19 protein-coding genes are annotated in these 21,275 nt (G+C 39.7%); 9 read left to right on the top strand and 10 right to left on the bottom strand.

The genetic code is table 11. The features are described from left to right. Positions 1 to 122: 122 nt before the first annotated feature. The gene (locus ACWNCI_RS17305; protein ID WP_449389233.1) at positions 123 to 1,883 is read right to left on the bottom strand and encodes an ABC transporter ATP-binding protein; all 1,761 of its coding nucleotides are present in this window, start codon (positions 1,881 to 1,883) and stop codon (positions 123 to 125) included. Positions 1,884 to 2,376: 493 nt separating this feature from the next. Next, a complete protein-coding gene (truA, locus tag ACWNCI_RS17300; RefSeq protein ID WP_449389508.1) occupies positions 2,377 to 3,114 on the bottom strand; it encodes a tRNA pseudouridine(38-40) synthase TruA in 738 nt (245 codons plus the stop codon). Positions 3,115 to 3,243: 129 nt separating this feature from the next. Between truA and lpxK the strand changes: the two genes are divergently transcribed. From lpxK to ACWNCI_RS17275, 5 genes are all read left to right on the top strand, one after another. After that, complete coding sequence (gene lpxK / locus ACWNCI_RS17295; protein WP_449389232.1) at positions 3,244 to 4,269, top strand: tetraacyldisaccharide 4'-kinase; 1,026 nt, start codon at positions 3,244 to 3,246, stop codon at positions 4,267 to 4,269. Beyond that, a complete protein-coding gene (locus ACWNCI_RS17290) occupies positions 4,253 to 5,077 on the top strand; it encodes a purine-nucleoside phosphorylase (protein ID WP_449389231.1) in 825 nt (274 codons plus the stop codon). The genes lpxK and ACWNCI_RS17290 overlap by 17 nt, the downstream gene beginning before the upstream one ends. 80 nt (positions 5,078 to 5,157) lie before the next feature. Continuing rightward, on the top strand, positions 5,158 to 5,673 hold the full coding sequence (locus ACWNCI_RS17285; RefSeq protein WP_449389230.1) for a TlpA family protein disulfide reductase: 516 nt from the start codon (positions 5,158 to 5,160) through the stop codon (positions 5,671 to 5,673). 246 nt (positions 5,674 to 5,919) lie between these two features. Then, positions 5,920 to 7,017, top strand: a complete 1,098-nt coding sequence (dinB, locus tag ACWNCI_RS17280) for a DNA polymerase IV (protein WP_346983196.1) — start codon at positions 5,920 to 5,922, stop codon at positions 7,015 to 7,017. Between the two features lie 46 nt (positions 7,018 to 7,063). Then, positions 7,064 to 8,536 (top strand): alpha-amylase, encoded by a 1,473-nt coding sequence (locus ACWNCI_RS17275; protein WP_346983197.1) that lies wholly within the window; start codon positions 7,064 to 7,066, stop codon positions 8,534 to 8,536. A gap of 59 nt (positions 8,537 to 8,595) precedes the next feature. On the opposite strand, the gene ACWNCI_RS17270 is transcribed toward ACWNCI_RS17275, so the two are convergent. Beyond that, a complete protein-coding gene (locus ACWNCI_RS17270) occupies positions 8,596 to 9,924 on the bottom strand; it encodes a carboxylesterase family protein (protein WP_449389229.1) in 1,329 nt (442 codons plus the stop codon). Positions 9,925 to 9,986: 62 nt separating this feature from the next. Beyond that, positions 9,987 to 10,886 (bottom strand): helix-turn-helix domain-containing protein, encoded by a 900-nt coding sequence (locus ACWNCI_RS17265; RefSeq protein WP_346983199.1) that lies wholly within the window; start codon positions 10,884 to 10,886, stop codon positions 9,987 to 9,989. 163 nt (positions 10,887 to 11,049) lie between these two features. Here ACWNCI_RS17265 and ACWNCI_RS17260 point away from each other — a divergent pair, with 163 nt between their 5' ends. The 4 genes from ACWNCI_RS17260 to ACWNCI_RS17245 all read left to right on the top strand — a co-directional run bounded on the left by ACWNCI_RS17260 (position 11,050) and on the right by ACWNCI_RS17245 (position 15,278). Then, positions 11,050 to 12,105, top strand: a complete 1,056-nt coding sequence (locus ACWNCI_RS17260) for an NAD(P)-dependent alcohol dehydrogenase (protein ID WP_449389228.1) — start codon at positions 11,050 to 11,052, stop codon at positions 12,103 to 12,105. A gap of 292 nt (positions 12,106 to 12,397) precedes the next feature. Next, positions 12,398 to 12,940, top strand: a complete 543-nt coding sequence (locus ACWNCI_RS17255; protein ID WP_449389227.1) for a hypothetical protein — start codon at positions 12,398 to 12,400, stop codon at positions 12,938 to 12,940. Between the two features lie 567 nt (positions 12,941 to 13,507). Beyond that, positions 13,508 to 14,452, top strand: a complete 945-nt coding sequence (locus tag ACWNCI_RS17250; protein WP_449389226.1) for a C-type lectin domain-containing protein — start codon at positions 13,508 to 13,510, stop codon at positions 14,450 to 14,452. A 91-nt stretch (positions 14,453 to 14,543) separates the two neighbouring features. Next, positions 14,544 to 15,278 (top strand): DNA-binding domain-containing protein, encoded by a 735-nt coding sequence (locus ACWNCI_RS17245; RefSeq protein WP_449389225.1) that lies wholly within the window; start codon positions 14,544 to 14,546, stop codon positions 15,276 to 15,278. Between the two features lie 1,328 nt (positions 15,279 to 16,606). Here ACWNCI_RS17245 and ACWNCI_RS17240 read toward each other — a convergent pair. The 6 genes from ACWNCI_RS17240 to ACWNCI_RS17215 all read right to left on the bottom strand — a co-directional run bounded on the left by ACWNCI_RS17240 (position 16,607) and on the right by ACWNCI_RS17215 (position 21,247). Continuing rightward, positions 16,607 to 17,881, bottom strand: coding sequence for an alkaline phosphatase family protein (locus ACWNCI_RS17240; protein ID WP_449389224.1), 1,275 nt, complete (start codon positions 17,879 to 17,881; stop codon positions 16,607 to 16,609). A 346-nt stretch (positions 17,882 to 18,227) separates the two neighbouring features. Further along, on the bottom strand, positions 18,228 to 18,977 hold the full coding sequence (locus ACWNCI_RS17235) for a T9SS type A sorting domain-containing protein (protein ID WP_449389223.1): 750 nt from the start codon (positions 18,975 to 18,977) through the stop codon (positions 18,228 to 18,230). A gap of 3 nt (positions 18,978 to 18,980) precedes the next feature. After that, complete coding sequence (locus ACWNCI_RS17230) at positions 18,981 to 19,508, bottom strand: ankyrin repeat domain-containing protein (RefSeq protein WP_449389222.1); 528 nt, start codon at positions 19,506 to 19,508, stop codon at positions 18,981 to 18,983. After that, positions 19,505 to 20,050, bottom strand: a complete 546-nt coding sequence (locus ACWNCI_RS17225) for a YceI family protein (protein WP_449389221.1) — start codon at positions 20,048 to 20,050, stop codon at positions 19,505 to 19,507. The genes ACWNCI_RS17230 and ACWNCI_RS17225 overlap by 4 nt, the downstream gene beginning before the upstream one ends. A gap of 11 nt (positions 20,051 to 20,061) precedes the next feature. Next, positions 20,062 to 20,400, bottom strand: coding sequence for a c-type cytochrome (locus tag ACWNCI_RS17220; protein WP_346983211.1), 339 nt, complete (start codon positions 20,398 to 20,400; stop codon positions 20,062 to 20,064). A gap of 1 nt (position 20,401) precedes the next feature. After that, the gene (locus ACWNCI_RS17215; protein ID WP_449389220.1) at positions 20,402 to 21,247 is read right to left on the bottom strand and encodes a DUF5777 family beta-barrel protein; all 846 of its coding nucleotides are present in this window, start codon (positions 21,245 to 21,247) and stop codon (positions 20,402 to 20,404) included. Between the last annotated feature and the right edge of the window lie 28 nt (positions 21,248 to 21,275).

The following is a 21,275-nucleotide window of genomic DNA, read 5'->3' as shown; positions in this document are numbered from 1 at the left end:
CTTTGAAGATCGGTGGATGATCTTTAAATTAAGGAATAATCTAAAGTCTGCATCAGTATTATAAAAGAAAGAGGCTAAAACCGTTATTGATTTTAACCTCTTATTCTATATTTTTATTTGAATTATGTATTGCTTTCCTCTTCTTCCAGTTCTACTTCATGTCTCAGCTGAGCTTTGTACAAAGTTGCGTAATATCCGTTTTTATCAAGCAGTTCAAGGTGTTTGCCTTCTTCTACAATTTTACCATGTTCCATGACGATAATTTTATCTGCTTTTTCAATCGTGGAAAGCCTGTGGGCAATAATAATGGAGGTTCTGTTCTTCGTGATTTTTTCCGTTGCCCGTTGGATTAGTTTTTCGCTTTCGTGGTCTATGGATGATGTCGCTTCATCTAGGATCAGTATTTTAGGATCAGAAAGATATGCCCGAAGGAAAGACAAAAGCTGCCTCTGGCCGAGTGAAATCGAGGATCCTCTCTCACTTACCACATAATCGTATCCTCCCGGAAGACTTTCAATGAACTCATCTACCTCAATTTCCCTTGCTCCTGCTTTGATCTGCTCAAGGGTAATGGTGTCGTCACCAAATGAAAGGTTTTCAAAAATACTTCCGTGGAACAGGAACACATCCTGCAGCACCACACCGATATGGCTTCTCAGGCAATACAGTTCATAATCTTTAAGATCAATATTATCGATGAGGATATTTCCCGAATTGATATCGTATAATCTTGTAATCAGGCTGATAATGGTTGATTTCCCCGCACCTGTAGCCCCAACGATAGCTACCGTTTCTCCAGGATTCACTTTGAAATCGATTCCTTTTAATACTTCCTGTTTTTCATCATATGCAAAATGTACATTTCTGAATTCTATTTTTCCGTCAAAATGATCTTTCTGTACGGTTCCGGTATTCGGCATTGAGTTTTCTTCATCCATCAGCCCCAAAACCCTTTCGGCCCCCACAATACCTCTCTGAATATTGTTGAACCGGTCTGCGATCTGTCTCAAAGGGCGAATCAGCATAGAAATATACTGAATAAATGCAATCACCACTCCGGCACTGATCGTAATATATCCGCCATAAAAAAGGATAAACCCGATGAAAAGCGAAGAGATCAGTTCTACCACAGGGAAGAATAAAGAGAAAATGAAAACAGTTCTCAGTAAGGCATCTTTCAGGGTAATATTAATTTCGTCAAACTTTTTAAATTCAGATTCCTGCCTGTTGAACACCTGAATGATCGGCATCCCGGCCAGTCTCTCCTGAACAAAAGAGTTCTGATTGGAAGTCCAGGTCCTTTCATCTCCGAAAGCTTTTTTAAGCCTTTTCTGAAAAAACCTTGTAATAACGACCATTAACGGTAAAATGGCAAGTGTAATATAACTCAGATGTACATTGGTACTGAACATCATAATTAATACAAAAACGATTCTCAAAACATCCCCGAAAACCATCAGAAAACCATCCGTATAAACTGTAGCTATTGTCTCCACGTCTCCTACAGCTCTGGTTACCAGCTGCCCGATCGGCGTTTTATCAAAGAATGATGTTTTAAAATAAATAAGTTTATGATAAAGTCTCTGCCTTATATCCCTGATTACATTTTGTGAAATATAATTGGAAAAATACACCAGAAAGAAATTTAAAACCGTTTCGGCAAATACCAGTCCTACCAATAGGTAGATATGCTTCATCATTAAAGCTTTATCCTGAAGCTTTGTGATATCGTTATCCACGACTTCCATGGTAAGGTAAGGCCGGTAGGTAGAAACGATTGCCAGTATGATGGAGATAATCAGCGTAAGGACGAACCATGAACGGAACTTCATTCCGATAAAGAACAGCCTTTTGACAATACCCCAGGTATCTTGTTTTTTCATTGTACGAATTGAAGAAAGAATTATATTAAAAATCCTATGCAAAAATAAGACTTTAAAATTTTACAGGCTTTATAACTTGATGAAATACTCATGAAAATTTCAGATGATCCCGATTTATGATATAGATGATTTTATATATTATATCATACCTCTGTATATTTTGAAAACTATGGTAAAGAATCAAATAACTCTACATTCCAAGATCTGGCAGATGCACTAAACTTCGTGAGCTTATATAAGTGGAACGGCTTTGTGAAACTTAAAAACAGTTAGTAGTCAAAAAAATCTTCGAGGACTTTGCGTTCAAAACATACAGTAATTTTAAAGAACCAAATAACTCCACAATTCAAAAAATTGGCTAATGCGCAAAACTTTGTGAGCTTATATAAGTGGAACGCCTTCGCGAACTTAAAAACAGCTAGTAGTCAAAAAAATCTTCGAGGACTTTGCGTTCAAACCCTCAAAAATATCTTTGCATTAAAAACCAGAATCTTTAAAAATCAAAATCATACCCTACATCCACAAGATACAGTCCGTGAGCCGGCGCAGAAGTACCCGCAGAATTCCGGTTTTTATTTTCAATGACTTTTCGGAGATCTTCAGGCTTTAATTTTCCGGCACCGATATCCACCATCGTTCCCACGATCGCCCGTACCATATTCCTGAGAAAACGGTTCGCGGAAACGGTGAACTTCAGCTCGCTGCCCTTCTGCTCCCACTCTGCTTTGTAGATTTTGCAGATATTGGTTTTATTGTCGGTATGAAGCTTGGCAAAGCTGGTAAAATCCTCATATTCAAAAAGAATCTTACAAGCTTCATTCATTCTGTCGATATCAAGAGACCTCCTCCAGTGCTGCCAGGCAGAATCTTCCGTGAAAGGATTTTTTTCCAAAGAAATATAATATTCATATGTTCTGTATGTGGCATCGAAACGGGCATGGAAATCATCTTTTACCTGAAAGATCCTTTTAACCGAAATATCAGGAGGCAAAAAGCTGTTTAATTTTCTGGAAAGATCTTGATCCAATACTTTTTCCGTATCAAAATGAGCAAAAATTTTCTTTGCATGCACGCCGGTATCCGTTCTCCCCGCGCCGGTAGTTTTGATTTCTTCCCTTAAAATCGTTGAAAGTGCCTTTTCCATTTCTTCCTGCACAGAAACTGCATTCGGCTGAATCTGATAGCCAAAATAGTTTTTACCGTTGTACGAAAATTCAATAAAATATCTCAATGTAATAAAATAACGTTGCAAAATTAATTTAATTAAATGATAATCATGAACACATTTTTTAAAATAAATCTCGAAAAGTAACTACCATAGTAAGCTAAATCCATGCGAAATTCCCTATTTTTGCAACGTATGAAAAGATGGTACCTTTATCCTTTTTCGCTAGGTTATCACATGGTAACGGGTATCCGAAACACAATGTATGATCTGGGAATTTTTAAGTCGACAAAATTCAGAACTCCAATCATTTGTGTCGGTAACCTTTCTGTGGGCGGAAGCGGAAAATCGCCTATGGTGATGTATCTTGCTAAGTTTTTATCCAAACATTACAGAACGGGAGTGCTTTCCAGAGGCTACGGAAGGCTCACGAAAGGCTATGCCGTGACGAACTATGAAAGCAACTACAAAATGGTGGGTGATGAAGCCATGCAGCTGTTTGAACGCTTTAAGAACCGTTTCGTCATCGCCGTTTCGGAAGAAAGGGTTCCCGGTGCTAAAAAAGTAATCGCCGATATGGATCTGGATGTATTGGTATTGGATGACGCGATGCAGCACCGAGCCATAAAACCGGGATTCACCATCATGATGACCGATTTTAATGATCCTTATTTTAAAGATCATCTTCTTCCGGCAGGAGATCTGAGAGAATCCAGATCGGGATCTAAAAGAGCAGATATCATCATGGTAAGCAAATGCCCCGATGAACTTACAGAAGAAACCAAACAGTATTACATCTCACGGATACGACCTTCGGGGCGGCAAAAAGTATTCTTTTCATCGATAGGTTATGATGAAAATGTGTACGGCAAAGAAAAAATGCTTCCGGATAATAACCTGAATTATTACGATATTCTTCTCATCACAGGAATTGCCAACCCAAAACCGCTGCTGAATCATCTTACCAAGTTTTCACAAAGGGTAAAACATCTGAAATTCCGAGATCATCATAACTTTACGGAAGCTGATATTAAAAATATTGTCGCTGAATATAAAAAATTAGGCGAGTACAAATTGATCTTAACGACTGAAAAAGATTATGTACGCCTTAAAACTTTTGACTACCTCAGAGATATCGTCTATTACTGGCCGATCAATGTAATTATTGACAGGAAGGAAGAATTTAACCAAATCATTCTGGATTATGTTAGAAAAAATTAAGAAGACTGCAGATTTTATACAAAGTATTATTAAAGAAGTTCCTGATTTTGCGATCGTTTTAGGATCGGGATTGGGAAAACTTCAGGATGAAGTAGAAGCAATTCATACTTTACAATATTCTGAAATCCCTGACTTTCCGCAAACAACGGTAGCCGGTCACAATGGAAAATTGATCTATGGAATCCTTGAAGGCAAAAAAGTTCTGATGATGAGCGGCCGTTTCCATTATTATGAAGGACATTCTATTGAAAATGTAGTTTTTCCGATCAGGATTTTTCATATGTTGGGAATAAAAAATCTTATTCTTTCCAATGCTTCCGGCGGGGTAAATTCTGAATACAATATTGCAGATATTGCCATTATTAAAGATCATATTAACATGATGCCTGAACATCCGCTTCGTGGAAGGAATATCGATTCTTTCGGACCAAGGTTTGTGGATATGAGCGAAGCATACAGCAAGAAGATGATTTCAGTCGCTGCAAAAGTAGCCTCAGAAAACAACATCAACATTCATCAGGGAATTTATGTGGCTCTTCAGGGTCCGACCTTTGAAACGCCTGCAGAATACGGCATGATCAAAGCCATCGGTGGTGATATGGTAGGAATGAGTACCGTTCCCGAAGTAATTGTAGCCCGTCACATGGGAATGGACGTTTTCGGAATCTCGGTGATTACGGATCTCGGTGGCCCGGACATCGCTTTTTCCGTTTCGCACGAAGAAGTTCTGAATGCTGCCAACAAAGCAATGCCGAATGTAATCGCCATCGTAAAAGGTCTGGTAAAAAACTATCCAGGCGAATTATAGAATTTTTCAATAGTGCAAATTTCCGGCGACAACTTTCCAATTGCTTTTCATTGTTTAGATTTGCAGAAATGATTTCAAATATGAAGAAGCTGTTGTTATTATTCATGATCGGAGTTTTCGGATTAAGCTGCTCACAGCAGACTCCTAAAGTGCTTAAGACCAATTTTTCCAAAGAAGCACTCCTGCAGAAGGTAGAAGATGAAGAAGGTAAAACGGTCACTATGCAGCAAATTCTGGATCAGCATAAAGGAAAGGTTCTGGTGCTTGATTTCTGGGCCGGCTGGTGCAGGGATTGTTTAAAAGCACTTCCGAAAGCCAAAGAATTAGAAGACAATAATAAGAATATCGATTTCGCCTTCCTGTCATTAGACCGATCCAAAGAAGGTTTCGACAAAAGCCTGGAAAGATTTGAGATGAAAGACAAAGAAAATTACTGGTTTGCCTCAGGCTGGAAAAATGATTTCAATAATTATATCGACCTCAACTGGATCCCGAGATATATGGTCATCGATCAGAAATCTGCCATTGCCAAATATTACGCTGTCTCACCGGAAGATCCCGATATCCAGGCAACCATTGATAAATTGCTTAAATAACACTGACATAGGAAATGTAGACGTTAAAAAAATAAACTCTGTGAACGTTAAGAAAATTCTACTGTTTGAGCGCGATATATCAATTGATACGAAGAACAAATTTTGATTCGCGCGAGTTTTAGAATTTTTAGAGAACAGATTTTATTTTTAGTCGGAGTTTCCAAGTCTTGAATTTTTGTTTCTTTTGTTTCAAGACAAAAGAAATTAATCTAAATTAAAGAATACAGGAATCCATATCTTTGCGGTATGGATTCTTCTTTCCCCCTTCGCAAAATTATTCATGTCGATATGGATGCATTTTATGCTTCTGTAGAACAGCATGATAACCCTGCCCTAAAAGGCAAGGCGATTGCAGTCGGAGGAGAACATCGTGGAGTTGTTGCAGCAGCAAGTTACGAAGCCAGAAAATTCGGAGTACGCTCTGCCATGCCCAGCAAAACAGCCAAAGAGAAATGTCCGCATCTTATTTTTGTTTCACCAAGGTTTCAGCGGTACAAAGAGATTTCAAGAAAAATAAGGGAGATTTTTTATGAATATACCGATCTCGTAGAACCTCTATCTTTGGATGAAGCTTATCTCGACGTTACCGAAAATAAAAAAGATATAGAATCTGCTAACCAGATCGCCAGGGAAATCCGTCAGAAGATTTTTGAGCAGACAGGATTAACGGCTTCGGCCGGCATTTCCATCAACAAGTTTTTAGCTAAAGTCGCATCGGATATTAATAAACCTAACGGACAAAAGACCATTCATCCCGATAAAGTGGAAAGCTTTCTTGAAGACCTGCCGGTAGAAAAATTTTACGGTGTCGGGAAAGTTACGGCGAACAAAATGTTCAGTTTAGGCATTTATAAAGGAAAAGATTTAAAGAAAAGATCGATTGAAGATCTGACCCGGATGTTCGGGAAATCCGGAGCGTATTATTATCATGTGGTCCGGGGAATTCACAATTCGGAAGTAAAGCCTCACCGGATCCAGAAAAGTGTGGCGGTGGAAAGAACCTTTTTTGAAGACCTTTTCGATGAACAGCAGATCAATGAGAAACTGCAAAGCCTGAGCGAAGAACTTCAGAACCGTCTCCAGAAAAATAATATTTTAGGAAGAACGCTGACCCTTAAAATTAAATATAAAGACTTTTCCCTCTTTACGCGAAGTATCACCAGGGAAGAATATTTTTCATCTGCAGAACAATATTTCAATACCGGAAAACAGCTTTGGGAACTGCGACCATTCGACAAACCTGTACGTCTGCTGGGATTATCACTGTCGCAGCTGAACACGGAGGAGAAAAAACTCGTCTCCGTTCAACTAAAAATTCCGTTCAGAGAATTTGAAGATCAATAATCTCGAAAATTTTCATTACATTGTAGTAACCAAATTTTACAATTTTATGAATGAAACGATGATTCAATACTTCCACTGGTACTCGGAAGGAGATGGAAAACTGTGGAAGGAAGCAGAGAAAAATGCAAATTATCTGGCTGAATTAGGAATTACATCAGTATGGTTCCCTCCCGCATACAAAGGCGCCAACGGCGGCTACTCTATCGGTTATGACGCTTATGATCTTTATGATCTGGGGGAGTTTGATCAAAAAGGAAGCATTCCCACAAAATACGGAACCAAAGAAGACTACATAAAAGCCATCAAAGCTTTAAAAGAGAAAAACATCAAAGTGATTGTTGATATCGTCCTCGGTCATAAAGGCGGCGGAGATGAGCTTGAAACCTTCAAAGCCGTGAAAGTGGATGAGGAAAACAGAGAAAAAATCATTTCAGGTGAAATAGAAATACAGTCTTATACCAAATTTACCTTTCCCGGACGCCAAAATAAATATTCTGATTTTATATGGAATTATACCTGCTTCAGCGGGGTAGATTATGCCGAAGGAATGGAATCCCACATCTACAAAATCAAAAATGAATACGGAACCGACTGGGAAGAAATGATCGATGATGAAAAAGGCAATTATGATTACCTCATGTTCAATGATGTGGAACACCGCAATCCTTTCGTACGGGAGGAACTGAACAACTGGGCAAAATGGTATTTTGATGAAACAGATTTCGATGGTGTAAGGCTGGATGCTTTAAAACATATTTCATTTGATTTTTATAAAGAATGGCTCACTTTGCTTCGTTCCAACTCAGGGAAAAATATCTTTGCGGTTGGTGAATATTGGGCTCCGGGCTACCTTAACCTTCTTCAGAAATATATAGAAGTGACGGAAGGATGTATGAGCCTGTTCGACAGTTCTCTGCAGAATAATTTCCATACCGCTTCCAATGAAGGTGATTCTTATGATCTTCGGAGGATTTTTGATGAAACGCTTACACAGGCTGATCCTCTTCACTCGGTAAGTCTGGTCGATAATCATGATACCCAGCCGTTACAGGATCTGGAAGCCCCGGTAGAAAATTGGTTTAAACCTTTAGCTTATGCATTGATCCTGCTTCGTAAAGATGGCTATCCGTGTGTATTTTACCCGGATCTCTATGGTGCTCATTATGTTGACAAAGACAGAGAAGGCAATGACCAGGAAATATTTCTGGATAAGGTAGACGGTATTGAAGAACTTTTAAAAGCAAGAAAAGATCACGCTTACGGCGAGCAGCGGGATTATTTTGAAGATGCGAATTGCCTTGGATGGACTCGGGAGGGAGATGATGAACATTCCGGATGTGCGGTTGTTCTGAGCAACAAAGAAGCCTACGAGAAACCTATGGAGATAGGTGAAAGATATGTCGGTAAAACGTTTTATGATGCCCTCGGAAGATTTGAGGACAAAGTAACGATTGATGAAAACGGATGGGGAAATTTCCCGGTTCCGGCAGGTAATGTGAGTGTCTGGATTCCTGAATAATACTTTTAAACGCAAATGACACCGCTATTTAAATCAGTGTCATTTGTGTTTACCTAAAATTAAACCTTTCTCAACGCAAGTATTTCCGGTCTTTCGGAATGTTCTGAAATAGCTCCGGTTCTGGCAAATTCTGCCCAAAGCGCGCGAAGCTTTCTTCCATTTTCCTGAATATATTCCCAAGGAACATCTTTCAGCAGCTCTGCCGATTTCCAGGCTTCTTTATTTTCAAAGATCAGGGGAAGATCGACACAATGGGAAGCTCCGATATAATTATCCTTTAATGTTGAATGAATGGTAAACTGATAAATGTTTCCGCCACCGGCTGCATAATTCTCTGCAAAGAGCCTGGCTGGTTTTTCATAAATTGACTCTGTGGTTTTTCTTACGATGGTATTGAGAATTTTATGGGGCAGATAAGTGTAAATTCCCTGTTGTGCTGTTTTAACGTAGAAGGCAGTTTCATCATGGTTGGAGCCAATCAGAACATCGTATTGTCTCGCATTCTCTTTCCATTTATCAAGACTTTCCTCTTCCCTGCATAAAGGCGGATAGCCATATTGTGTGCAGAAAGGCATGGAGGTTTTCAAACCGTATTTTCTGAATGAAGGTAAAAAGCTTACATAGCCTTCTACTATCTTTAAAGGATCAGATTCATCTTTTAAAGCATTCGTCTTCCTGAAAAACTCAAGAGACATACTTTGCCTTCTGTTCCTGAAACCAAGTGGTGCGCTATGAATAATCACCCTTTGAAACAAACCTTTCACTCCTTCCGAGATCATAAGATGGGCAATGGCATCACCTCCTGACGACTGTCCAAACATCGTAATATTTTCAGGATCTCCCCCGAAATCACGGATATATTTTTTAATCCATCCCAGAGCAGCCATAATATCATACAACCCAAGATTGGCAGGTCTTTCTTCATCGCCTCCCAAAAATCCGAAGAGCCCTAAACGGTATGAAACCGAAACCACAATGATATGTTGTTCTTTTACCCAGACGGAAGGATCGGAAGTAGGAAGATCACTACATCCTATTTCGTAGGAACCTCCGTGAATCCATACGATTACCGGGAGCTTTTCGTCATCACTAAAATGTTCAGGACGTGTAACTGTTAGAAATTGGGTTGATTCTTCAGGCACAAACATCTCCACATCTGTCTTCTGGATCAGCCTGTCCAGCAACGGACTTACATTCTGCGGACATACCGGAGTTTTATCAGCAATTTCGTGTGAATTAACATAATCTATTGGTTGAGGTTTTTTAAATCTTTCGGAACGGGCATACCGAATGCTTTTGGCTTTGATAACGCCGTTTTCCTTTACTGCTGAAATTTTTCCGAAAGAAGTATGAAAGGTATAAACTCCCTTATGCTGCTGTGTTGTCATCCACGAACAATTTATGTTTCACCTTAAATATAGTGATTTATCTTTTTTAAACCAATACGTTGCTAATTTAACGCTTTATATACAGACGGGGATACTCCTGTTTTAGTCTTAAACAATCTTGTGAAATGCTGAGGATATTTGAATCCCAGGTCATAAGAGATTTCACTGATGGATTTTGCAGGGTCTGAAATCTGCTTCTTTGCAGCTTCGATAAGTTTGTTGTGAATACATTCCTGTGCAGAAATGCCGAGTTCTTTTTTCATTAAATCACCGAAATAATTCGCCGAAAGATTCAGCTGCTCGGCAAAGTAATTGACCATCGGAAACCCGATCGTTTTAGGTTTTTCGGATGCCAGATATTCATCCAGCAGTTTTTCAAATTTCCCTATTACTCCCTGGTTTACATGATCCCTGGTGATGAACTGCCGGTCGTAAAACCGCATGCAGTAATTTAAAAAGAGTTCGATATTATTAACGATCAGAGATCTGCTGTGTTTGTCGATGGAATGTTCCAGCTCGAACCTGATATTCTTGAAGCAGTCGAGGATGATCTCTCTTTCTTTTTCTGAAAGATGTAATGCCTCATGCACTTCGTAGGAAAAGAAGCTGTAATCCCCGATATTTTTACCCAGATTCGTTCCTTTGATAAGATCCGGATGAAACAGCAGTGCAAAACCTGCCGGCTGTATATAATTGCCGTCATTATCAATTCCGTAATCCTGCCCCGGTGCGATAAAGACCAGCGTTCCTTCCTGGTAGTCGTAGCTGTTTTTACCGTAATACATATCACCACAAACGACATCTTTCAGAAATACCGTATAAAACCCGAACATCCTTCTGAACTGGCAGATAGGATCAGATATAGAGAAATCAATCACACTCACCAGCGGATGGAGCGTTTCGTGATTTGTCATTTTGTTGTATTCGGAAATGCTGCTGATAAAGTCTACCTGGTTTTTCATACTGAAGTTCTTACGGAGATCAAAATTACCACATTTAAGGCGCAGATTTTGCGGTCAAGGTAAAATTGGTACATCATTCTGTAATCTGTATAAGTATGATTACACAGAAAGCAACGATTTTTGCAACATAAGAATTATTTCTGACTAACTAAACTTAAATATAATGAGCACATTCACCGTAAAAGCTTTCGGCGCGGAATCCAAAACTGCAGATCTGGCCGAAATGAGCATTAAAAGAAGAGAAGTAACCGCAAAAGACGTTGAGATTGAAATCCTCTATTGCGGGGTATGTCATTCGGATCTTCATACCGCAAGAAACGACTGGGGCGGCTCCATGTATCCGGTAGTTCCCGGTCATGAGATTGTGGGAAGAATCACCAATGTCGGCAGTGAAGTTTCCAAGTTCAAGGTGGGAGATCTGGCAGCCGTAGGATGTATGGTAGATTCATGCGGGCACTGCGACAGCTGTAAGCACGATCTTGAGCAGTACTGCCAGAACGGATTTACAGGCACCTACAACGGGAAAGACAAGCATCTTGGTGGCCAAACCTTCGGAGGATATTCCCAGAAAGTGGTGGTCGGTGAGCATTTCGTTCTGAGTGTTCCTGAAAACCTTGATCTTGCTGCGGTAGCCCCTCTTCTTTGCGCAGGAATCACTACGTGGTCACCTTTGAGACACTGGAATGTAGGCCCGGACTCTAAGGTTGCGGTAGTAGGACTTGGCGGGTTGGGACATATGGCCATTAAACTGGCAAAAGGGCTGGGCGCAGAAGTTACTTTATTCTCAAGAACACCCGGTAAAACCGAAGATGCTAAAAAACTAGGGGCAGATCATGTGGTGATCTCCACAGAGCAGGATCAGATGGACTCGGTAAGAGGTAAATTTGATGTAATCATTGATACCGTACCTTACGAGCATGACATCAATCCTTATATGCAGACCGTGGCACTGAACGGAACACTGGTATTGGTAGGATTCGTAGGACAGTTTGAGGAAACCAAGCCAAGTACGGTACCAATGATCTTCCAGAGACGTTCTGTAGCCGGATCCCTGATCGGAGGTATTGCCGAAACCCAGGAACTGCTGAACTTCTGTGGTGAGCACAATATTGTTTCCGACATTGAACTCATCAAAATGAACGAGATCAATGAAGCGTATGAAAGAATGCTAAAAAGTGATGTAAAATACCGCTTTGTGATTGATATGCAGTCTTTATAGTTTTCTTCACATCTGAATAGATAAGACTTTCTGAAGAATCTTTTTTTATAGAGCTAAAAAAGTAGTCTAGGTTAGACTACTTTTTTCTGCTACAAATGTAAACAAATTCTTTTTACTTCCAAACATAAGATATTGCTTTCTAATTTCTTGCTTTTAAACTCATCATTAAAATTTTGTCGCAAAACAGTTGGAATTTTTCACCGTTTTTCATCTGTTTTTTACTATGTTTTATGGTGATTAGTTTCTTATGTGAAAAAGTAGTCTAACCTAGACTACTTTTTTACACAAAATAATGAAACTACAAATGATTCCCTCTAAAACCCTCTCCCTCAAACGCTTTCGCGTGGTGTTGCTGTGCTTTTTTCTGGTCATAGTTTCATCATTGTTGAGCGCTCAAAATTTTGTATCCTCCGATTCTGTAGTCTTCGTATCCGAAGACTCTTATCTCTATGCAGAATCTCCAGTATATATTTCCGGTCAAAACTTAAGAAAAGACTCTTTTAAGAAGTGGTCCAAAACTATTATCAAGAAATCATCTTCCACAGTTTCTCATAAGAAGTCCACAAGTAGTCCAGCGGATAATTTGTGTTATAAAAGCTGTCCAACAGGCAAACATAGTCTTGGACTATTTTTCAATTCTTCACTTACAGCTATTATCGGAAATCCTTCTCCGATAAAGCTTCAGCATAAAACAATACCAGCATCTTTTCTTTTATCTGTAAGCGCAAGAAGGGATGAAGAAAAATGTATTTATATCATTCCTTATCCTTTCCAGCTAAAACATATTACGATCAATCATTTCGGCCGCCCTCCGCCCAATTTTAAACACGGATAACACTAATGTTTTATCACAAATGACACAAATTGTTGAACGCCAATAAAAACAAATGCTTTAACAAAAGAGATTATCCACTCTGTTTGTCATCCCGTAGGGATCTCAGCAAAGAATTCCACATAACATTTGTGAAATTAGTGTTCAAGCATTAGTGTCATTCGTGTTTCGTCAATTCGAGTGTTTTTTCGTAACAAGGTGAAGAAAAAATGTATCGGGAATGAAATTTATTCTCAAACTCATAAACTTCTCGATACGATTTTTTCAAAATCTACTCGAAGTGACGGCCGTCATTGAGTCAGAGTGTTTTAGTGAGGGTGAGTTTTAGGGTTGGAGGGGAATATGGGATGGTTTGAGAGGGGAAATAGTGGCTTCGAGTCACCTCAGCCACCAGGACTCTCCCATACTCAAACTCTAAAACTCTCCAACTCTAAAAGCTCTGCGAGCTCTTATAAGTGAAACGCCTTTGTGAAACTTAAAACACATCATAGATAAAAAAATCTTCGTGTACTTAGTGTTCAAATAACAAAGTCATCAAAAAATACAAACAACAAACATAAATACAAAACAATGAAACATTTAATTACAACCGCTGTTCTGCTCATCAACATCACAGCATTCGCTCAAGTGGGGATCAATACAACAACTCCCAATGCTACCCTCGATATCAAAGCCAAAACAACTGATGGAAAACCTCAAGGATTGATTTTCCCTCAATTAAGTGGTACTGAAATCCAGAACAGAACGTATGGATCGAACCATGTGGGAACGATCATTTATGCTACTGCTGCTCCTTCCGCTCCTAATACCGTTACCGCAGAAATTACCGAAGCCGGATTCTATTATTTTAACGGAACCAAGTGGAAAAAGATAAACAGTTCAGGGAGTACGATCAGCTACACGACTATTGCAGATCCTAATATTTTGGGGTATGTACCCAGCACTACAGCAACTGCTTCCGTAGATGCACCGGCAACTTTAACCGTAGGTTCTGCTACTGCTACACGAAGAGGAACAGGAACATTTGGAGGACATACTTATGCATCGTATTCTACAAGTTTGTCTGTAACCTGGTATGAAGCTTATAATGCGGCTAAAAATATGGGAGGTTATCTGGCTGTCTTTACTTCTGATGCAGAATGGCAGTATGTGGAAACCAATCTTCTCACACCTTATAGTGCATTTAATACAAACGGAGGTCATATAGGAATGGCAAGATTTTCTTGGGGAGCCGGTGCAGGTCTTGTTCCTGATCCTGAAATGAAATGGATCACAGGAGAGCAGCCTAATCATGATTATTCAGCAGGAGGAACTGGGGCTGTAAGAAAATCGAATTGGTTTTCTACTTCACAGCCGCAAGGCGGAACAGAAGGATTTGTAGTTTTTGCAGCTAAAAATGCAGGAGATACTAGAGTATATAATGGATATACCTCTACTCATCCTTGGCATGACGTAACTGCAAATCTTATTGGTGTAGGACTTACAGGAGGTTTCATAGTAGAATTTCAGCAATAATAACAAATTAATAGATCCTAACCCTGACAGAGTTCTCAAACATGTTAGGGTTTATCATAATAACTTTTAACAACCATTTAAAATCAAAACAATGGCAAAAATTCTTCACAGAATCAAAGCGTATCTCTATGACAACGTTTTAACGAAAGACAATCCTAATGATTTAACCGCCAGAACGGCAAGCGAACGCAGTCTCAATGTACAGCAGATCTGCCAGTCAGCTGTCAATCGTGGCGGTGCAGATATCTTCGCCTCAGCGATGGAGCATGCTACAGAGCTGTTCCTTAAGGAAATGGCATACCAGCTTTGCGATGGGTATTCCATTAATACCGGGTACTTTACGGCAAGCACTACTATCCGTGGGGTATTTGATAGCCCTTCGGAGACGTTTAATAAAGATAAGCACAGTATTATTTTCCAGTTCAACCAGGGAGAGAAGTTGAGGGCAGAAATCCCCAATATTGAAGTTGAAATCCTGGGTGTGGCAGAAGCTTCTGCGGTGATCTTACAGGTAACGGACGTGAAGAGTGGTTCAGTCAATGATCTTATCACTCCGGGCAGAAACCTCAAGATTGCCGGAAGTAAAATCAAGGTAGCGGGTAACGATCCTTTTATCGGAGTATTCTTTGTCAATACTACTTCCGATGTCAGAACCATGGTGGAGGAAAGCGATATGGTGACGAACAATCCTTCGGAGCTTATTGTAGTGATTCCTGCATTACCGGCAGGTACATATCATCTGGAAGTGGTAACGCAATATAGCAGCGGGGCTTTATTAAAAGATGTCAGGACAGCAACTCTCGATAAAATACTGACGGTAGCATAGGTTATGACATTCACTTTTCGAGAGGTGATGATGTCGCCCGATGAGAGATGCTCTCATCGGGCGTGATAAGGAGGTTATCTCGAGCGTGATAAGGTGTTCTCATCGGTCGATGAGAACACCTCTCGGAAGTCGACTGCTTTTAGCAGGATAGTTTTATAGTATGAACGCACTCCGGCTTGGGAAGGATTTCCCGGCCGGAGTTTTTTTTGTGGCTTCGACTCCGCTCAGCCTGGCACCGTGTATCACATTGTTCTTGAACGCAGAGCACACTAAGATTTTTTTGAAAGTATAATGCTTATTAGTTTCACAAAGCCGTTCCACTTAAAAGAGAACGCAAAGCCAACTATTGAAAAGTCTCACTGCAAATGATAAGAAGGACAACTTAAAAATTCCACTCCTCTGGAGGGGTGCCAAAAATTCTTTGAATTTTTGGTGGGGTGGTTCAAGAATACTACCACACAATAACCTCCATTCTATCCATCCCGATTGTCATCCCGATAGGGATCTAAGCCAGAATCTTTCCATGCTACTATTACCAATAATGCCGAGATTCCTACCGGAATGACAAACTGTGTGGATGGGTTTGAGAGTGCTGGCGTATGAGGGTTTCTGTGTAATGACAAAGAGTTGTAGAATGCCGGTGGCTGAGGATCTCGAAGTCACATCCTCTACATCATGGGAATGGATTTCAAACGCCACGAGCGCAAGGTTTTATTTAAATGATTGCGTACATTTTTCGTTCGCTAAGGCGCTCTGCTCAGCAAATGATAGCTAAATTTAATATTGCATTGTTTTTTTGAACACTAAGCGCACCAAGGTTTTTTGAAATTATGGCGCATATTTAGTTTCACAAAGCCGTTCCACTTAAAAGAGAACGCAAAGCCAAGTATTGTAAAGTCTCACTACAAATTTTAGAATCGCTACCCTCGATAAAATACCGACGGTAGCGTAAGCCGTCAGTCTGTATTTTCCGATAGACGCTTTCGTCGGGCGTGGTAAGGAGGTTACGTCGGGCGTCATAAGGTGTCTTCGTCGCCCGACGAAAGCACCTCTCGGAAACCGACTGCTTTAGCAGGATAGTTTTATAATATAATTGCACTCCGGTTTGGAAAAGATTTCCAGGCCGGAGTTTTTTTGTGGGCCGTAGTGGTTTAGTGCGACAGCGTAATAGACCACCCCGTCAAAAATTCCGTAGGAATTTTCGCCACCCCTCTGATGGAGTGGAATTTAGAAGCGGTCGGTTTAAGATGACGAAGGCCCACTTTACAACCGATGGCTTCGACTCCGCTCAGCCACCAATGAGTCGGAGGACTTGAGCGTGAAGTATTTTACTTTAAAGTTTCCTTTAATACTTTTAATTTGCCATCGACAGGTCCATTGATCTTTAATCCTAAGATATGGGCTACCAACGGATATACATTCACATTTTCAAATTCATTAATAGTCATATTTCTTTTAAATGCTGAACCCCAGGCATAAAATGTCGCTTTCATTTCAGGGACGGTCTTTGGGCTGTACCCATGTTTCCCCGCGGTGGACTTCTCTCCTTTCTCCAGAAATATTCTGGGAGCTTCAGGAAACAGAAGGATCTGCCCGATCCTGCTGTAGCGGTCATCTTTTGTTGAGAAATGAAGGGATCCCGGAAATTTCTTATCCAAATAGATTTTATAACCTCCAGTTTTATTGGCTTTCAGTTCTTTATAAACCTTTTTGACCTCATCAGGATTTTTAACGTAAACTCTTAATAAGGTCTGGGAATTGTAAATATCAAATCTATTTTTGTCCAGAAGCAATTGAGGGATTTCGAGAGGATTTTCATTGTCCGCTTTAATCATCCCGTGATCTGAAACGAAAACAAAATTTACATTTTTCAATCCCAGCTCTTTCACTTTCTGCACCAATTGCCTGACAGCCTGATCGATCTTATGAACAGCTTCTTCTGTTTCTTTGGAATCCGGACCGAAATGATGCCCGTTTGCATCAGCTTCCGGAAAATAGAGGGAAATAAAATGAGGCCTTCTATCCATCGGCAGCCTGAGCCAGTCGATCACTTTATTTACTTTTTCTTCCGGGGAAAATTTTTCGTGATAAGGGTAATAATAGGTAGGTCTTGCCCCTCCCGCATCACTTGCTGATCCTACCCACATTACAGAAGCAGAAAGCATTCCCTGTTTTTCTGCCAGTCCCCATAGTGGCAAACCACCATACCAGGTGCCGTCTTCTGCATTTTTTTTATTGCTTTTGGCGTAGGGTTCTTTTCTTTTATAATCGTAGAAATAATTATCAATAAGACCATGATGTGCAGGATAAAGTCCAGTGATTAAGCTCCAGTGGTTTGGGAAAGTAATACTGGGATAGCTTGGGAGCATGGCTTTTGCCTGAGTGCCTTCGTTTGAATATTTCAAGAGATTTTCAGCATGATATTTCTTCGCATAATCATACCGGAAACCGTCTGCCGAAATCATGATTACATAAGGTTTTGCCTGTGCTTCAACGCTGTTGTACCTTCCCGGAATAACAACCTGGGCAGTATCTGTATTTCCATTCTGACCAAAAACCGTCAGCGAGAAAATCAACACTAATAATTGTAGTGCCTGTTTCATTATTTAAAAGTTTACGCAAAGGTAGCTTCTGAAATTGTGACAGGAAAGTCTGGCGGGTTAAAAAAACATTAAAAGCCTGTTTAAATTTGATTAAATGTTACAAAATCAACATTCATTTTTTTGACGCAAAGATTTTATTTGCCTTTGCTTTCTAAAAGTATGTAAAGTTGAATTAAAACTTTGCGTTATAAAAAATAATAGAATCATAAAAAATTTAAACAGGCTCTAAAAGCATTCGCAATTACGAAGTGTGCTTAAAACTTTGACTGTTAAATATTGATAATGAGAAGAAAATGAAAAAAGCCACTTTTCAGTGGCCATTGATTATTTTTTGCTTATCCTTCGACTATTCTTTTATTAACTGTTCGAAAGCAGTTGATCCGTCTTTTAAAGCAATTTCCAGATAGTAATTTCCTGATTTAAGATCGGAAACATTGATTTCATTACCCTCCATTTTTACTGTTCTGATCTTTCTTCCTGTTGATTCAAAGATGTCAACCGATTTAATCTTGTCCACATTTTTGAAGCTGAAAGTTTCTTTTGCTGGATTAGGATACAGCACTACTTTTTTGTTTTCTGCTGCTACTTCACCTGTTGCCAGTACTGCTCCCATCGTTAAAGTGGCATATCCTCTCGTCTGATGATACTGAAGACTTAAACCAGGGCCTTTTGCATAAAATATATTTATAGTTGCGGGAGCATTGGCAATAGCAAAATCGCCTGTACCTCCGCTAAGAGATCTTGTAGCCACTACGGTTCTAATCCCACCTGACGTTGTATTGGAAGTCATTGTCCAGTTCTGAACAGCATCTGCCGAGATACTTCCAATACCTCCGAAAGTATAATCCAGACCACTGCTTGTTGTAGAGTTTGAATTGTATACAAACCCGTCTGCACCACTTGCCATTCCCACATTTCCGAATCCTATTCCAAGATAAGTAGTGTCGGATCCTGTTAATGTAATGGTAACCTGAGTTGGTGATGTTACCAACTTTACAGTCATTCCTGTTGACCCAAGGCTTACCGTTCCCGATGAGAACTGAGCTTGTGCAGCTGTTGCCAGAGCCATTGATAAAGTAAGTAGAACTTTTTTCATTCGCTAATTTTTTAAGAGATTAATTATTTCTTTATTGTTGGTTTGCAGGGCATACTCAAAAGGAGTCATTCCCTGCGAATCTTTTATGGTTTTGTCGGCTTTATATTTGAGTAATAATTCCGTCAGTTCTTTATTTCCCGACTTCACAGCCCAGAATAAAGGAGTTGTTCCGTTGGCATCCGCAATATTGGGATTTGCATTTTTTTTCAGGAGATACTCTACAAGCTCTTTATTGTATCTGAAGGCAAGTCCGGACAATGCGGTTCCTTCCTTACTTTTGTAGTTGATATCTTTTACATTGTCTGCCAAAAATTTAGCAACCTCCACATTGCCTCTGTAACAGGCGAGAATAAGAGGAGAAAATCCACTTTCATTAGTTTCATTGATGACATTGGGGTCCTTTTTCATCAGGTCTTTCACTTCCGTCACAGTTCCGGTGCGGGCAATATCAAAGATCGTTTTCGCCTTTTCCTGAGCGAATGTCAGTGTGAATCCAAGAAACACACTTAGCATTACTATTAATTTTTTCATTGCTTTACCAAAACATAGTTATACTCCACATTTACCGTTTCGGCAACCTTTTTCATGACCATTTTAGGGATGGTCACTTTATGATCTGCAGCTTTTACTACGAATCCTCCGGTCATATAGATTTTCCCGTCTTTGGCATAAACTGTAGCACTTGACGTGTACGCTTTTGCTACCCCATGAAAATTAAGCGTTCCCTGAATGGTATATTTTTGAGGGGAAGAAGAAAGCTTCGACTTATCAAAGTTTACAATTTTACCACTGAACGTGGTCTTTGGATATTTTGCTGTTTCAGCATAGCTTTCATTGAAATGCTCTTCCATGAGCTTCGTTTTAAAATGGAAGTTTTTAACAACTGAAACTGAAGCAATTTCTCCGTTGTCTGTATTCAGAACTACAACATTGTTGTCATCCTGCGCAAAAACATCTTCAAAAAGAGGTACTGAAGCCTCAAATGTTACTTTTCCCGTTTTGGACATGTATTTCTGAGCAAAAATAAAATTGCCGGAGATGAACAAAACGATTAATACTATCAGCTTTTTCATAAGAATACTTTTTAGTTTTCGGTAAGCCCGTCGGCTTTCCATTTGGTGATTATATTGATTTGTGCGGGTGAAAGACTGCCTCCCTGCGGCATTTTCAACGGATCTCCGTTTGGTCTGGTAATCCTGTCGATAATATTGTCGATATTATTTTTAACCTGAGTATAATTGGTAAGAGCCTGCGCTCCCGGAGAATGGCAGCTCACACAATTGGCATCAATGATGGCTTTTACATCCTTATTATAGGTTACTGTTTCTGCAACAGGTGTTGTGTCTGAGATCTCTTCATAAGTTCTGCTTTCACAAGCAACCATAAGAACCGCCGATGAAATGATATATATAAACTTTTTCATTTTAAAAAACTCTGTAAAGATTAAACCCGAAGAAAATCTGTCCTTTTTCCCACTTTCCGGTGGCATTTGTAAGATACCCGATATCCGAATTGATTTGGGAATTCGTAAACAACAGCTGGAAAACGTGGCCCCCTGTCTCAATATCCATTCCTAATGACAAAGGATTTTTGTAAAAGCTGTGATTATCAAAGTTCACAAAATACTCTGCATTAATGGATATTCTTTTTGAAATTTTATATCTCCCTCCAAGACCTGCCAGAAACTGGTTCTTGTCTTCTATATTCGGGTCATAAAGATTTTTGTGAACATAAGACGGCGTAAGTTGCAAGGAAAAATCATCATTAAATCTCCTTGAAATCAAAGCCTGTGTAAGGTAAGAAAGCCTGTCTCCAAACTGAAGATGCGGATAATTGTCTTTTTTAAGATCTGTGTTTACCGCAAGAACATTATACCCTACAACATCAACAGGAAAGTTTTCGCTTTGCTTGAGTAATCTGTATTTGGCTCCTCCTTCAAAAGTCTTTTGATTGGTTTCTCTTGACAGGTTGAATGAAAGCCAGTCTGTAGCCCCATAAATGGCTCCCAATTTGGTAGAAGCATCATCCAGTCCGAAAAAGTCTTTAAATCCTTTACTTACATCTCCGAAACGGTGTGCTACAACAATGTACCATTCATTCTTTGCCGCCAGTTTTGTAGATTGCCCGGTGACAATCTGCAATGCCTTAAAGGCAGGTTGAGAAGTGTCGGTGTTTTTTGTCTGAATGGTGTCAATATCTTTCAGCAAGTCTTCCTGAGCGAAAGCTAAGCCCGAAATCAATAATGACAACAATAACACAGTTTTTGTCATACAGCTTATATTAAAATTTAGTATGACA

Source organism: Chryseobacterium lineare, assembly GCF_977014045.1.
Note: the sequence above shows the minus strand (reverse complement) of the source record. Positions and strands in the feature narration are given on the sequence as shown.

Excerpts from the sequence above, each read along its gene's own strand:
- ACWNCI_RS17240 (WP_449389224.1), bottom strand. The coding sequence starts at position 17,881 with ATGAAACAGGCACTACAATTATTAGTGTTGATTTTCTCGCTGACGGTT.
- ACWNCI_RS17275 (WP_346983197.1), top strand. The coding sequence starts at position 7,064 with ATGAATGAAACGATGATTCAATACTTCCACTGGTACTCGGAAGGAGAT.
- ACWNCI_RS17270 (WP_449389229.1), bottom strand. The coding sequence starts at position 9,924 with ATGACAACACAGCAGCATAAGGGAGTTTATACCTTTCATACTTCTTTC.
- ACWNCI_RS17285 (WP_449389230.1), top strand. The coding sequence starts at position 5,158 with ATGAAGAAGCTGTTGTTATTATTCATGATCGGAGTTTTCGGATTAAGC.
- ACWNCI_RS17225 (WP_449389221.1), bottom strand. The coding sequence starts at position 20,050 with ATGAAAAAGCTGATAGTATTAATCGTTTTGTTCATCTCCGGCAATTTT.
- ACWNCI_RS17215 (WP_449389220.1), bottom strand. The coding sequence starts at position 21,247 with ATGACAAAAACTGTGTTATTGTTGTCATTATTGATTTCGGGCTTAGCT.
- ACWNCI_RS17245 (WP_449389225.1), top strand. The coding sequence starts at position 14,544 with ATGGCAAAAATTCTTCACAGAATCAAAGCGTATCTCTATGACAACGTT.
- ACWNCI_RS17260 (WP_449389228.1), top strand. The coding sequence starts at position 11,050 with ATGAGCACATTCACCGTAAAAGCTTTCGGCGCGGAATCCAAAACTGCA.
- ACWNCI_RS17255 (WP_449389227.1), top strand. The coding sequence starts at position 12,398 with ATGAAACTACAAATGATTCCCTCTAAAACCCTCTCCCTCAAACGCTTT.
- ACWNCI_RS17235 (WP_449389223.1), bottom strand. The coding sequence starts at position 18,977 with ATGAAAAAAGTTCTACTTACTTTATCAATGGCTCTGGCAACAGCTGCA.
- ACWNCI_RS17250 (WP_449389226.1), top strand. The coding sequence starts at position 13,508 with ATGAAACATTTAATTACAACCGCTGTTCTGCTCATCAACATCACAGCA.
- ACWNCI_RS17220 (WP_346983211.1), bottom strand. The coding sequence starts at position 20,400 with ATGAAAAAGTTTATATATATCATTTCATCGGCGGTTCTTATGGTTGCT.
- ACWNCI_RS17305 (WP_449389233.1), bottom strand. The coding sequence starts at position 1,883 with ATGAAAAAACAAGATACCTGGGGTATTGTCAAAAGGCTGTTCTTTATC.
- ACWNCI_RS17290 (WP_449389231.1), top strand. The coding sequence starts at position 4,253 with ATGTTAGAAAAAATTAAGAAGACTGCAGATTTTATACAAAGTATTATT.
- lpxK (WP_449389232.1), top strand. The coding sequence starts at position 3,244 with ATGAAAAGATGGTACCTTTATCCTTTTTCGCTAGGTTATCACATGGTA.
- ACWNCI_RS17265 (WP_346983199.1), bottom strand. The coding sequence starts at position 10,886 with ATGAAAAACCAGGTAGACTTTATCAGCAGCATTTCCGAATACAACAAA.
- ACWNCI_RS17230 (WP_449389222.1), bottom strand. The coding sequence starts at position 19,508 with ATGAAAAAATTAATAGTAATGCTAAGTGTGTTTCTTGGATTCACACTG.
- dinB (WP_346983196.1), top strand. The coding sequence starts at position 5,920 with ATGGATTCTTCTTTCCCCCTTCGCAAAATTATTCATGTCGATATGGAT.